Here is a 15048-nt window from a genome sequence, read left to right as displayed (position 1 = left end):
CTTCGGGCTTTTCAAGCCCGACCAAATTCCCCTCCCACCTTATGTCGGTGGGAGTACCCTTTGGAGGTTAAGATGGCGAAAGAGATTTTAAGTAATGCCGCAGGTTACGCCTTTGACCTGGCGTTAGAAACCGCGCTGCCGCAAGTGAAAGCGGTCAAGGATTATCTGCAGAAGCTGGCGACCGACATTAACAATACTAATATCTCCACCTGTCAGGCGGCGCAAGGGATTGTCGGCGGTTTGTGGCCAAAATCACAAACGGCCAGCCAGCACGTCTGTCAGGACATCGCCGGTAACCACAGTGTATTTGCCGATTGGGCAGCCTCCCGTCAAGGCTGTGGCGTGGGCAATGAAACCAACAAAGTATTTAACCATGCCAATGACGAAGAAAAAAGGCGCATCCCGCGCAATCGCAACTTAACCTGGAGTGCGTTTGAAAAAATTAATCAGTTTATAAGTAGTGACAGGGAATTAAAGGAGTTGATGATGTCGCTGGTCGGCACGGTAATTTATGGCAATCAGGGAGAGTTATCAATCTTGCCAGGGCTCGGAGCGAATGATGGTGTGATGAACACAATTCTAAAAGGTGGCATAACAGAAGTCTATCGTTGTGATAGCGTTACCCAGTGCCTGAAACCGACCAAAAGCAAAATCACCGTGCCGACCAACAAGAGCATGATAGCACAAATCCAGAAGTTGTTGTCAAGCCTGTTTAAAAAATCCACCACCGATGCGGCGTTAACCGATAAGGAAACGGCCCTGATTGGTAGTACCCGCGTCCAAATCCTGCGCTATGTGATTGACAGTGCCTCATTAAGCCTCGATGAGTCAATGGTGACGTCATTGGCTGAGTACATCGCCAGTGACATGGTGGTGAGCTATATCGACGGTCTGATTGATTTAGTGGAGGTGGCAGGTGCGGGGAGCCTGAATACCGAAGAAGAAAACAAACAGTTTCAAAATAGCCTGAAAACCGTGCGCGAGAAAATGGCGCAGCGCTTAACCAAAATGCGGATTAATCAAAATCATCTGCTGGAGCTTGAGCGCAATTTGCACTATTTACGTCAGCAACTCTCATCAGGGTTGTCTGACCGGTTGATGAGCAACTATCAGTTTGGAGGGTAAAGATGGTACTGGATACCTGGTTTATTAGTGGGGGTGATATGGTGACCCAAACCTTGAATGCGGTGGCCGCCATGGTTAATCACCGCACTTGGGGTGGGTTGCTTTATCTGGCGGAAACGCTCGGTATTTTAACGTGCGTCATGACGTACGTTAAAACCCATGACTTAAAGGGACTTTTTGCCTGGGGATTCACCTTCGTTTGTGTGACGGCATTATTGCTTACACCGAAAGTCACGGTGGTGGTCAACGACCTGACAAGGCCAGACAAAATCAATCGGGTGGATAATGTGCCAGTCGGACTGGCCACACCACTTTGGCTACTGACCGGTATCGGCCATTCAGCGGCCATCTTTTATGATGACTTTTTCCATCTGCCAGAGAGTGTCGCCTACAGTAAAACCGGTTTGATGTTTGGCCAGAAACTGATGCAGGAATCCCTCACCTTTCACAGTCACAGCCCTGAGATTAATGCCAATTTCAGTGAATATGTCAAAAACTGTGTTATTCCTGATATCCAGCTAAACCACAAATACAGTTTAAGCCAGCTACTCCATACCCGTGATATTTATAGCCTGATTTTCTCAAAACCGAGCCCCTTAAGAGGGATTTATTATCAGGGCTGGGAGTCTGAAAATACCGAAGGGGCACGCAGTCAGTTTATGACCTGCCAGCAAGCCACGGTAAAACTTAAAGCGCTGCTTAATCTCGATACCACCGGCACTGGCAGCACGCTAATGTTTTATGCCAGAAAACTCTTTCCAGGCCGCCACGATGCCTCAGTGGTGTTACCGCATATGCTCGAAGGCAGCTATAACTACTTTATGAAAGCAAGTCAGTCTGCCGCCGATATTTTAAAACAGAACATCATGATAGCAGGCTTACGAAAAGGCTTTAATGCCTATATGGCCGCGATGAACGACCCCGCAGGGTTAAATCTGATGACCACCGAGCAGTCGCTGGCCAAAATGCGCTTATCCCATCAGGCCAGTTATCATCTGGCCAGTGAAATGCTGCCGCAACTCAATACCGTGCTGATGCTTTTATGTATTTCGCTCTTTCCGATTATGGTTTTAGCGCTTTTTGTAAGAGAAATTACCACAAAAGTGATAATTAATTACCTTAACGTCATGGGCAGCCTCATGTTATGGCCTGTGATGTTTGCTATCTTTAATCATGTTTACAATTTCATGATGGCCACCACGCTAAATGGCGAAAATGTAACGTTTTCTAATCTAGACAGACTCACCCAGACCGGCAGCACCACGGCTGGCATTGCCGGCTGGCTGATGATGTCTATTCCGTTTTTGAGTTTTAAACTCTTCACCTCACTGGGTCAACAGATTGCCAGTGCCGGCTCCTATCTGGGTAATGCTCTAGCAGGGGCAACGACCGCGGATGCAGGCGCGGTGGCCAGTGGTAATTACAACATGGCCAATATGCAGGTGGAAAACATTAACGGCTTTAAAACCGATTTAAACCGCAGTTACAGGGCGGGACTCTCGAGTCAGCAAATCGATAACGGGGCGATGATTAGCACCACCCAAAGTGGCCAGCATATTGTCGATACTACGCAATCCATCTCGAAACTGCCCTTTAGCCTGGATACCAGTTCAATGCTTGATACCAGCTTTAGCAAAGCCTTAAGTAGTCAACACCGTGAAACTGAAAGCTATCATCAGGGGTTAAAAAGTGCCATATCGGACACCTACAATATCTCAACCGCACTCAGTAACCAGTTTAACAAGCAAGGATCATTTGAAAGTGGGTTAACCGGTGAACAGCGCCAAGCTATTGAAGACATCCAGCGGCAATCACAACAAGCGAAATCTTCTCTTTCATCAAATAACAGTACATCAAGAGAAGATAAAACTTTAACGGATAGAACCGATATAGGGGGATTTGGAGCATCTGGATCTTTTGGTGTTAGTAACAAAAATATGGGTGGTGTTGCTAATGCAAATGCAAATCTAGAAGCGTCATATCGTCACCAATGGGTTGACACTAATACAGACTCTGCGTCAAAAAGTAATAAAACATCAGAAGATCTGCTGGTAGCGAGGGATTTTTCAGCCAGTCAATCCGCATCGGTGATAAAAAATATGACCGATAATGAGGTTAGCCGTATTTCCAACGCGGAAACCCGTTCTTTAGTCAGAGATTTACGAGCCTCACTGCAAAATACCAGTGAAAACTTCGCCGGATTTACCGCCAGTCAAACCAAAGAGCAAAGTATCTCGGAACAAGCCAATTTAACCGAAACCGAACGTTTAAGTGCTTCCCACCGCCTGGAGCAGGAATTTACCCAATTTGCGTATTCGCGTTTAGGTGAAGCTGAGGCAGGGCGTGTATTAACGGATGCGGGAACACCTGCGGTCAGGGCACAGCGTGAAGCGCTGGTCAGTGAGTTCAGTGACAGGATAGCCGATGATATCCGCCATAATCATTTCGCCAGTCAAGCAGTAGTGGCCAGTCATTATCAGGGTATGCAGGTAGCTCATGATGCCAGCCGATATAATCCAGCCGGCTTTGATCAAAGTGCGGCACAATTGGAAAAAATGGCCGATAAAGGCCAGATTCGGCAACACCAGACCATCGTTAACCCTGAAACGGGTGATAGAAACACGGTTAGTCTGGTTGAATCTGCCGAGGCCAATACCGGTGAATACGCAAAAGCAATACGGGCAGAGAAAACCGATTTTGGCCATAATGTGGCACCCACGCAGGATAGAATAATGGCGAATGAAAAGGCGATAAATAAGGAAAAATCGACTAATATTAATAGATATGAAGAGAAGGGGGGCAAATGAAATTTTTAACCTTTATCATCATGATAATTACATTAGAATCATTATGTTTGTTTTTCTTTAAACAGACCTTTTCTATGATCACTATGTCAATTATAGCGATAAGTGGTTTCTTTTGTTTTACTGCAATCCGTTGGAAAAATAGTCAAAAAATTGTAAAAATAGTTGTTAGTTTTTTTTACGTATTTGGTAGTTCGCTTATTTTAATAAAAGAATGTTTAGATATTACTTTATCTCATGATGGAGTTTTTACTAATGAGTTATTCGTTACTCCAATAATCATTTCCACCTTGGTTATTTTATTTTTATTCATTTCATTGAATATCAAACATCCAAATTATAAAGTGAATGATAATGCTTTTTCTCATAACCCAGCCAATGGTTTACCTATGGTTGGAGGGACTGATATTGCTGGTAATATGTATGGAGCATGTTCAAAATCAGACGACTGAAACCAAAGTATAAATCTAAATAAAATTAACCCTATTAATCAAAATTAATCACGATCTATCGAAAGATAGATCACATTTCTGTTACCTAAATTTAAGGAGTTTATTAAAAATGGCATCAACGTTTAAGCGTTTAGTGCTGGTGAGTTTAATTTCCAGTTCATTAGCCCTGACCGGCTGTAGTGCGGTCAGCACAGCAGTAAAAAAACGCAACCTCGAAGTCAAAACCCAGATGAGTGAAACTATCTGGTTAGACCCCGCTTCCCAGAAAACCGTTTATCTGCAAATCAAAAACACCTCCGATAAAGATATGTCGAATCTTGCCGGTTTAATTAAACAGGCTGTTGAGGCGAAAGGCTATACGGTGGTGAATAATCCCAATGCCGCCTATTACTGGATACAGGCTAACGTGTTAAAGGCGGATAAAATGGATTTAAGGGACGCCCAGTTATTCCTGTCACAGGGTTATCAGGGGGCGGGCATTGGCGCTGCAATTGGGGCTGGAGCATTGGCGTACAATACCAGCTCTACAGGGGCAGCCCTAGGTGGTGGATTAGCGGCAGGATTAATAGGTGCGGCGGTCGATGCCATGGTGGAGGATGTGAATTTCACGATGATAACCGACTTGCAGATTAGCGCCTTAAGCAAAGGCGCGAAGGTCACGGTTAATGACGTGGCAAGCCTAAAACAGGGGACTTCAGGTGCTAAACATCAGACCAGTACCGAAACCACCAACCGTCATAAATACCAGACGCGCATTGTGTCCAATGCCAACAAGGTCAATCTGAAATTTGAAGAAGCAAAACCGGAACTGGAAAATCAGTTAGCGAAAAGTATTGCCAATATTCTTTAATTTCTTTCCCGTCTTAAAAAGCCCAATAAATAAAACTTTCTTGATAGAAAATTGGGCTTCCTGTTGCTAAGGAAAATAATCATGAGTCTTGATGCCAGAAACATGACCCAGGGTGGTCAGGTAATTAAATACATGGTGGCGATGTTTATGCAGATTGCCAATATTGTGGCGTTCTGGGTAATTCTGGCTACCATTCTTGTCTTTTTTGCCACCATAGCTTTTCAAATCCCGCTTGAGAAGATGATACACGGGTTGTCTTACTGGGCAATAGACAAACTGGTCATCCCGTTACAGGAAGCGATTGGCACCAGCGAAGGGAGTCCCTTTACTTTTCATTGGTTAAACCCCCGAACCGGCCAGGTGGTTGAATTTGAGAAAACCGCTCGAGAGGTGCGTATCGACAGGTATTTTATTTATTGCTATGTGTTATTGAAAGACGCGGCATTTTGGGCGTGGGGAGTCGCTTCCTTTACCTTTGTTGGCCTGATTGTGGCGGTGTTCTGGTGGTTAGGTAAAAAAGGGGCGCAGCAGAGAAAAAATGAGATTATTGGCGGTCGCTATCTGGCCAGTTCGGTAAAAGAAATTAACCAGTTTTTAAAAGCCAAAGGTAAAATATCACCACTTAAGATTGGCGATTTGCACCTGGTTGAAAACAGTGAACAGCAAAATGTTGGGCTGCATGGCACGGTGGGAACAGGGAAAAGCACTGTTATTAATGACCTGTTAAGTCAGGTGAGACAACAGGGGAAAAGAGCCATTATCTACGACAAGGGGAATAATTTTATCCCGCTTTTTTATCGCGAAGGAAAAGATATTATCTTAAACCCAATGGATGCACGTTGCCCGAACTGGGATTTATGGCGCGAATGCCAGGACCGCGCCGATTTTGAAAACTTTGCCCTACCCTTGCTCCCCGATGCCAAAAGTGGTGACCCGTTCTGGCTCATGTCCGCGCGCCTGTTGTTTGTGGCGACCGCAGAGCATATGCGCTCACACCCAGACCGCTCGATTAAAAAATTATTACAGCGGTTATTGTCCATTTCGCTCCCTGAATTGCATGATTTTGTCCAGGGCACTGATGCGGCTAATCTGGTTGATGGCAGTATAGAAAAAACCGCCATGACCATTCGTACCGTGTTAAGTGCTTATGTCAAAGCCTTGCGCTACTGTCAGGGATTGGAAAAAGAAGGCAAGCCGCCATTTTCCATTCGGGAATGGGTGCAAAATGCCGATGAAGATGCCTGGATTTTTATTTCCAGCGATGGTCGTTTGCATGCTGCCTTAAAGCCGTTAATCAGCACTTGGCTCAATCTTTCCATGCAATCGGTACTGGCGTTAACACCGAGCAGAGAAAGTCGTATCTGGACAGTGTTAGATGAGTTACCCAGTCTTCATAAGCTGCCGGTCATTAGCGATTATCTCTCCGAAGCACGTAAATTTGGTGGAGCAACCCTCATCGGCATTCAAAACTTCTCGCAACTGGAAGCGAACTATGGCGCTCATGATGCTCGCAATATCTGGGATTTGGCGAATACCAGCCTCTATTTCCGTGCCCCGAGTGGCAGTGTGGCGGAGTGGGTACAAAAAGAATTGGGCGAAACCCGTTTACTGAAATTCCGTGACCAGTATAGTTATGGGGTGGATACTATTCGTGATGGTGTGAACTTTTCCAAAGAAGATACCCGTGAAAAAATTGTCAGCTTCTCCGATATTCAAAATCTGGATGATTTAGAGTGCTTTGTATCGCTCCGCGGGAATGTGCCGATTGTCAAACTTACCCTGCAACACAAGCAATATGAAACGGTTGCTGCAGGGAAAATTGAACGTGATGTCGCCGCCATTTTTGATAATCAGATTGAGCAGGAACTGAATAAATCGGGGATTGAAAATAAGCTCGATAAACTGGTGACGACCCAAGATAAAAAATCTACATCCAGCAAACCGAATGAAGAAAGTAATACGCACCACACTATCGATAGTTCTAGCTCAAAAGAAGTCGTGTCTATCTCGACATTTACAGGAAAACTGTATCAGAAAACATCAGAGCTTGAAGCTTTAGAAGGCGCCGAAGAGACAAATAAAAATCTCCGGCACGAAAAAAGCACAGAAAAGGAGATTTAGCGTATGTTGTCGGTTAAAAATCTTACTAGTGGTGGTGCAGCTACCAGTGCCAACTATTATGAAGAAAAGGATAACTATTACTTTGTCGGTGAAGAAGGAATACAGTGGTTTGGTAAAGGCGCTGAACGGTTAGGATTAACCGGCACGGTGGATAGAAATACCTTTGAACAGGTGCTGGAAGGAAAATTACCGGACGGCACCGATTTGAGTTTTAATGTGAATGGTAAAAATAAACATCGACCTGGCTATGACTTAACCTTTTCTGCCCCTAAAAGTGTCTCAGTATTAGCGTTGGTGGAAGGTAATGCCGCAGTGCTGGATGCACATAAACAGGCGGTGGTATCAGCCCTCAAAGAGATTGAAAGCGTAACTTCTACCCGTTCAATGACAAAAGGGGTCACGCAAACAGAAATCACCGGCAATGCAATTGCTGCCCTTTTTCTTCACACCACTAATCGCAATCTCGACCCCAATTTACACACACATGCATTACTAATGAATGCCACCTGGTCAGATAAAAAGGGGTGGAAAGCACTGTCATCAGATAAGATTAACCGCAGTGGATTTAGCGAAATCATTAACGATTTACAGGTTACTTTTGGCGCTATTTATCGCCAGCACCTAAAAGAAAGTTTGCAGAAACAGGGTTATTCGTTTATTTCAACCGGAAAAAATGGCTTATGGGAAATAGAAGGCGTACCCACCGAACCCTTTTCATCCAGACGCAAGGAGGTTGTTGAAGCGGTAGGCGAAACCGCTTCTGCTAAACAAAAAAGTGCCGCCGTGTTAGCCACCCGTAAGGCAAAAACCTTTACCAATGTTGAAACACTGCATAAAGAATGGCAAGCAAGGCTAGCCAAGACGGGATATTCAGCGGCTAGCGTGAAAAAAGCAGAAAACCACAACCCATCTACACCTATGGTTAACCTTAAAGAAGCTATCTCACAATCGATTAAGGTGTTATCCGATAAAAACACTCGATTTTCCTATGATGCATTATTAACCCATATTATTAATCGCATTCCTTGCCAGCCGAAAACATTAGAAATATTACGCAAGGAAATTAACCAGGCGATTAAACAAGGGAATCTGGTACCTCTTAATTCAGAAAGCACGCTGTTAACCACCCAAACCCACCTTAAACAGGAAAATGAGGTCAGTGCACTCATTCATCAGTTGCGGTACAGTAAACATGAATTAACAACAACACAAGAAAGCGCATTAGCTAAAAATATCACGCAAAACAATGTCCGGTTTAATCTGGTTAACCTTAAAGGCGGGTTTGCCCATGAAATTCAGGTTATCGAGGAAATCCACACTCTTGCCAAAGAAAATAAATTAAATACCATTATCATTACGCCAAATAAAAAAATCAGCGATAAATTACAAGAGCATGTCAATAAGAAAGTAAAAACCATCAGCATTGATGACTATTTAAGTGACGCCCAGAAAAACAACCACAAACGGCAATTAATCGGGATTTACCAATCTGAACATCTTCCCCTTAATAAAGTCTCGGCATTACTCAGTCGTTCCTATGCCGAGGGCGACACGATTATTGCATTGGATAGCGCCAGCCGTAAAAACAAAGGACTGACCAGTGAAATCGCAAGAGCACTCGGCACCGAACCGATTAATGCTTTTGAATCCAATGCCGATAAACACCTCTATTTTATCCCTGAACAGGATAAAGCAAGCAGAATAAAGACCGCCGCTAATCATTTTGCTAACTTTTATGCCTTAAATAAGGATGTCATTATTCAGGCAGGAAATAACCCAACAAAAGAAGCGATAACCACCAAAACCCGTGATATTTTAATCGAAAAAGGATTGCTGTCTGAAAATAAGATGGTAATAACCACCAAAAAATCGATATTTTTAGATGCCGCTAACCGCAATCAGCGTAATACCTATAACATCGGCATGATACTTGAGCGCACAACAGAAAATGAACGGCAGCAGTATCAGATAAAAAGTATTAGCAAACAAAGTAATAAACTCCTGTTACAAGACCGATTAGGCAACACGTCTGCCCTCTCAATTAATAAAATCGATAGTCACTACCGTCTTTTCAAGGTGCAAGAGATAGAACTGCGAGAAGGTGATAGCGTCAAATCAACCGGTGTGTTTGGCCAAAATATCCAGGCCGGCAAAACCTTTACGGTGACGGAGTTAAAAAAAGGCAATTTTTTATTTGCCGATAAAATCATCATGGAAGATGAATACGGCAAAAAAGCGTCATTCACCCCAAAAGCCGATTGCAAACTGGAATACCACTACTGTGAAGCATTTGGAAACAGTCTTGATAAAAATCAAACCGTGATTGCGGTGTTTAACGAAAAAGAAGTCAATAATTCGACCATCAATCAGATAAGGCGCAGTGGAAAGAATATTATCGGCATAACCGGTTTGGATAGCGATAGCATCCAAAAACGGTTACAACAAAGTGAAATTAGCACCACTGTGCTTTCTGATATCCAGCAAGGTGATGAATCATTTTTAAAAGCCGCCGATGTCGCTAAAAATAATGTCACCCCTGATATTCAAAAACAACTAAACATCGCCATTGACCGGCGGACAAAATCAAGTATGGTTTTTAATAGCCTAGATGTTATTACCGATGCCGCAAAATCCAGTGATTTTTCGTTTAAGGATTGCATAAACGCGTTTAAACAACGCCTAAAAAAAGGCGAAGTGAAATGCGTGGATGAAACAACGCACGAGTTTTATGGGCGGTTTATTCGCAAAGAAGATTTTGATAACGAGGTCAAAATCCTCTCGCAGATTTTACAGGGCAAAAACAGTCAATTACCGTTAATCCAAAATATCGAAAAACTTAATTTTACCGGATTAACCCAAGGTCAACAGAAAGCCGCCGAACTCGTCTTAACTTCAAAAGACCAGACGATAATGATACAAGGCTATGCCGGTGTCGGGAAAACCACCCAGTTTAAAACGGTAGCACAAGCCCTTAACAATAATCGACCCGACGTGAGTATCGTCGGTCTCGCACCCACCCATAAAGCCGTCAATGAATTACAGGCAGCAGGCATAAAATCCCAAACTATCGCCAGTTTTCTGATGGAAAAGCACCAGAACAACCTCAAAACATCGTATAAAAATACCTTGTTTGTGATTGATGAAAGCTCGATGATTGGCAACAAAACCTTAGCAGAATTACTGGTTAATATCACGGATAATGCAGGAAGAGTCGTCCTCTCAGGGGATGCAAAACAGCTAAAAGCCTTCGAACGGGGCGCACCCTTTACCCTTGCCTGGCAACGAAGTGCCGCCGACAAAGTGGTAATGGACGAAATCGTCAGACAGACACCCGAATTAAAACCCGCTATTGAAGCGATAATTGCCGGAAATACCCAAAAATCACTGGATATTATTCGTCAGGTTTCTCCTGACCGAGTAGCAAGGGATAATGGTGCTTTTATTCCCGAAAGCACAATCATGAAGGGGAATTCATCAGGTAAACCACAGGAAAACGACAATCAAATGATAAAAAGGGTGATTGATGACTATGTGGGTAGAACAAAAGAAGCGCGTGATAACACAGTGATTATCACCCCGTTAAATGCCGATCGAAATCAGTTAAATGAAAACATTCATGCGGTGATGCAAAGTCAACAAATGCTGGGTAAATCAGCCCGTATCCCTGTTTTACAACGCATCAACCATCAGGAAGCCGATTTAAAAGATAGTCAATTTTGGCAAAATCAGTTGGGTCACATCGCAAAAATCAATCAACACTATTTTGAAATAACAGGAGTTTCAAAAGAAGGCATTGTGAGCCTGGTAAATCGGGAAAATAATCAGGAGAAATATCTGTCACCGCTTGAAGTGAATCCTGCCGTCGTCGCGCTCTTTGAAGACAAAACCATTGAAGTCTCAGAAGGTGAAAAAATCCGCCTCACTACAACCGATAAAGACCGCAATATTGCCAATAACGACAGGGGCATGATAAAGCGGATTGATGACGATAAGCTCCATATTGAGTTAAACGGCAAGCTCGTCACCTATCAACCACAAAAAGAATATGCCGACAGACATCTGGATTACACCTACACCATCACAAGCTATGCCTCACAAGGCGCTTCTTATCCCTATGTCATCGTCTATGAAGGCGCGCGTACCCTCGCCGCAATGGATAACACCTATGTGGAATTATCCCGCGCAAAAGAACACGTTCAGCTTTATTTATCAGATGGCAATGCGTGGATGGAAGCCCTTACAAAAACTTCCGGTGACAGATTAACCGCGCATGACATCCTGAACAAACAGGAAGACCAACTGGCTCGCAATGAAATCAGAATTTGGGATAACAGCAAAGAAATTGGCAACACTAAATTAGCGCAAAAAATCGACCAAACCCTAGTTGAAATCGCCAGATTCTCACACCATGACCGACCTGAATTGTTATTGCCCGTCACCAACGAGCACGGCATTCAGCGAGGAAATCTCCATATACCCGTTGGCGTTTATACAGGGAAAACAGACATCGAAGAAGCCAGTTACAAAGGCGCACCCGATGGGCTCTATATTGTGCTGAACAAAGGCAATGACGAGAACAGCATTAATTTTTATTCATTGTCACAATTTGATGAAGCCTTAAAAAATGATACCAAAGACAATACGATTGTCATTGAACTGAGTAATGCAGAAGTCGCTAAAAATATAGCTCAACAACCAGAATTGGAAAAAATTAATGAGAGTCAGGATAGAACAGGCGAAGCTCCCCTCTTTTTAAACAAAAACAGCGAGGAAAACGAGATCAATCGGTATTCGTTGAAAGAATTCGATGAATCGATAAAAAACGATATAAAAGATAATACGATTCAGCTTGAACTAAATAAACCGGATAATGAAGCGTCACCTCAATTACCTCAAGAAGATAAGTTAGAAAAAGTCGATGATAATAAAGATGTCATTTTCGAATCAATACGCTTAAATGATGAAGAAAAGATGCCGGATATTCAACTTGGAGAAGAACCACCGAAACTAGAAAAAGAAAATGATGAGATAAATATTTCATATCATCATGAGGAAGAAAAAAACCAAAAAATCAAAGAAAAAGAGTATGGGGGTTAAAAAAACTTAGTATTGTGAACTTGTTAGTTACAACATTATTTAAATGAGGTTAAGTGATTGCGTTGTTGACAAATAAAGATTATGTTCATCATATTTTTAATATAGGTTTATTGCCTAGATAGGAGGAGCAAATGACAAAGGTTATTATTTTACTTATTTCAATATTACTTTCTTATCAAGTTTCAGCTGGAGTTGGTTTTTCTCAGGCCTGCACAAAATGGCAAGGAAATAGCCTTCATGAAAAACAAAAAATAGTAAGTATTAACGGAATCTATGTTGCTGATGGATTTAAGCAAACAGTCAAATTGAGTAATGGTTATCATTATTCTATTCATAAGGATAATCCAAGTATATATGAATTGTCTAAAGTCGCTTTTTTAATAAAAGTACACGTAAATGTATGTGTAAGAAGTAATATCGGCCCACAGGATGAACTTATCGGTATTGAAATTATTAATTAATTTTGAGATAGAATTATGAAATTATTATTTGTATTATTTATCACATGGTTAATACAAACACAATCATATGCAATAGAGGTACATTCTGTTGTTTATCGTACAGATAATAGAAATATTTATGAAATTTTACTGAGTGGTGGAATGTGGCCATGGCACAGCGAAACTGTCGATTATGATCTTACACATCATTTTGAAGGAGAATCTTTAGAAGAACAAACTAGTGCTTTTGTTTCTACTTCAAGCTCTATTGCTTCTGTAGTACAACATGCCGCGTCTCTTGCGAGACCTAATAGTGAATTTCCATTTGATGAAGATTATTTGACTTATATTTATACAGTTAGGCCAAATAATAATTTTTATGATGTTCAAGGTTCTCTACGGATAGCCAGAGATAATGCGCCATTAAATTCTCAGCGGCGTAATAGATTAGAGCGCTTACTCAGGGATTACACAGGGATGGAAGAAATCGTTGCAGTTAATGGTTTTTCATCTGATCGTATCGTAGAATATGCAGTACTTACAGGTGCGATGCTTAATCAATATGGAATACATTCAGGATCCCCTTTGTTATCTGATGTATTTTGGGCTGAAAGATGGAGGCAGGAAGAAACGGTCTATAATCATCAATATAATTCAGATACTAGTAATCCGATGCCCTATAATATGATTGATATTCCAACAGGAATAAGATCTGTGGTTGTGAATGGCACGCAACCAGAGGTGCCTTTATCTTTTACATGTTTTGGCGTAAACAGTAATAGTCATTTATCCAAAAGAGATATTTTTCTTAAAAAGAAACCATCTTGTACAAAAGATGAAATTATAAATATACATAGTTTGATTTATGACAAGGGTTTACTTTATTCTTTAATCGAAAATTATGGACATTGACATCCTTCCCGCCTTAAAGGGTCGGTTCCGGCTGAGGGCAAAATGACACCCCAAGCTTTCAGCTCCCTGGGCCAAAGATATTTACCAGTCTACATTTAGATCCTAATGTACACTCGAATTAATACTTTAACGAAAACGAGCGTGGTTTATTTTTCGTTTTCTGAGGCAACCCCTATTTGTATCCTCCACTTATTAGCGTTCCGGTTTTATCATTTTTCCATTTAATTGCACCAAGGCAACTCTTTGAACCCTGACTTAAACCAGATATATTTCCCTGTATTTTATCATTACCAATTGGAGGCAAAAATTTAACCTCATAATATGGCCATCCTTTTTTATCACAAACAAGCGTATAATTTGGATGATTCATAAGATAATTTTCTATCCAGGAAACTTGCGAAGTAGCTAAAAAACCCTCAGAGTTTGCTATCTTCCATTGTCCAATAACATCAACACGTCCAGTAGATTTATTTAAAACTGATCCAGTTAAAATTTCACCATCTTTTTTTACTTTAAATAAAAATGTATCTTTTAAATTTCCAGGGATGTAAATTTTACAGGAAACACCTGTTTTCATTCCATCAGCACCTTGTTTACAATTTTTATGTTGAGTCGACGAGTCGTGCCTGAAACTACTAAAAATTACTTTAAATTGACGAATATTATCTTTATTATTTTTTGTTGGCTGGATGCCTATATATCCTATACCACCACCATGAGTAAAATCGAATTGATTTGCAAAATAAAATTCATCTATCGCTGCAGCAGCGTTGATAGTAATTCCAAAAGTAATTTCCTTAAGTGGTTTAACTGATTTTATATCCCAAAACATAGTAGGTGTAGCTGCTTGACTGATTTTGGCTGAGGTTATAATCAAAATCACCGGAAAAATTGTTCTAAAGAATTTAATAATCATATTAATCTCAAAATAATAAATAAAGAAACTTTTTTTGTAATTTACTATTAAAATAGTAGTCTAATTTATATATTTTTCTCAAAATTAGGAATATAATAAAAATTGAGAAGTTAAATTCCGCACTAATCATCATTATTTATTTTCGTTTAAAGAAATGACTGATTCTATAATCAACTTCCTTTATTTTATTATTTACCGCTTCATAACCAAATTGATTTATAGTATTACTATCAATCTCTTTTGGATTTTTAAACGATAATTCAAACATTGATTCAATTTGTAATTTTGATTTAAGAACAGCATCTGCAATTAAAGCTAACTTTTCATCAAA

10 protein-coding genes are annotated in these 15048 nt (G+C 41.3%); 8 read left to right on the top strand and 2 right to left on the bottom strand.

Annotation, left to right across the window (positions count from 1 at the left end; translation table 11 throughout):
* Positions 1–72: 72 nt before the first annotated feature.
* From H1X92_RS00135 to H1X92_RS00100, 8 genes are all read left to right on the top strand, one after another.
* Positions 73–1125: a conjugal transfer protein TraH gene (locus H1X92_RS00135; protein WP_180558308.1), complete on the top strand. Its 1053-nt coding sequence runs from the start codon at positions 73–75 to the stop codon at positions 1123–1125.
* Positions 1126–1127: 2 nt separating this feature from the next.
* A complete protein-coding gene (traG, locus tag H1X92_RS00130; RefSeq protein ID WP_180558307.1) occupies positions 1128–3932 on the top strand; it encodes a conjugal transfer mating-pair stabilization protein TraG in 2805 nt (934 codons plus the stop codon).
* A complete protein-coding gene (locus H1X92_RS00125; protein ID WP_180558306.1) occupies positions 3929–4381 on the top strand; it encodes a hypothetical protein in 453 nt (150 codons plus the stop codon). Before traG ends, H1X92_RS00125 begins: the two co-directional genes overlap by 4 nt.
* A gap of 109 nt (positions 4382–4490) precedes the next feature.
* On the top strand, positions 4491–5231 hold the full coding sequence (gene traT, locus H1X92_RS00120) for a complement resistance protein TraT (protein WP_180558305.1): 741 nt from the start codon (positions 4491–4493) through the stop codon (positions 5229–5231).
* An 81-nt stretch (positions 5232–5312) separates the two neighbouring features.
* Complete coding sequence (gene traD / locus H1X92_RS00115) at positions 5313–7352, top strand: type IV conjugative transfer system coupling protein TraD (protein ID WP_180558304.1); 2040 nt, start codon at positions 5313–5315, stop codon at positions 7350–7352.
* 3 nt (positions 7353–7355) lie between these two features.
* Positions 7356–12449, top strand: coding sequence for a MobF family relaxase (mobF, locus tag H1X92_RS00110; RefSeq protein ID WP_180558303.1), 5094 nt, complete (start codon positions 7356–7358; stop codon positions 12447–12449).
* 131 nt (positions 12450–12580) lie between these two features.
* On the top strand, positions 12581–12910 hold the full coding sequence (locus H1X92_RS00105) for a hypothetical protein (protein WP_180558302.1): 330 nt from the start codon (positions 12581–12583) through the stop codon (positions 12908–12910).
* A gap of 15 nt (positions 12911–12925) precedes the next feature.
* Complete coding sequence (locus H1X92_RS00100) at positions 12926–13801, top strand: enterotoxin A family protein (protein WP_180558301.1); 876 nt, start codon at positions 12926–12928, stop codon at positions 13799–13801.
* Between the two features lie 172 nt (positions 13802–13973).
* Here H1X92_RS00100 and H1X92_RS00095 read toward each other — a convergent pair whose 3' ends face one another.
* A complete protein-coding gene (locus H1X92_RS00095) occupies positions 13974–14717 on the bottom strand; it encodes a hypothetical protein (protein WP_180558300.1) in 744 nt (247 codons plus the stop codon).
* Positions 14718–14853: 136 nt separating this feature from the next.
* The coding region (locus tag H1X92_RS00090) for a hypothetical protein (protein WP_180558299.1) at positions 14854–15048 on the bottom strand (195 nt) is incomplete at its 5' end.

The organism is Arsenophonus endosymbiont of Apis mellifera (genome assembly GCF_903968575.1).
Classification (GTDB): Bacteria; Pseudomonadota; Gammaproteobacteria; order Enterobacterales; family Enterobacteriaceae; genus Arsenophonus; species Arsenophonus apicola.
Note: the sequence above shows the minus strand (reverse complement) of the source record. Positions and strands in the feature narration are given on the sequence as shown.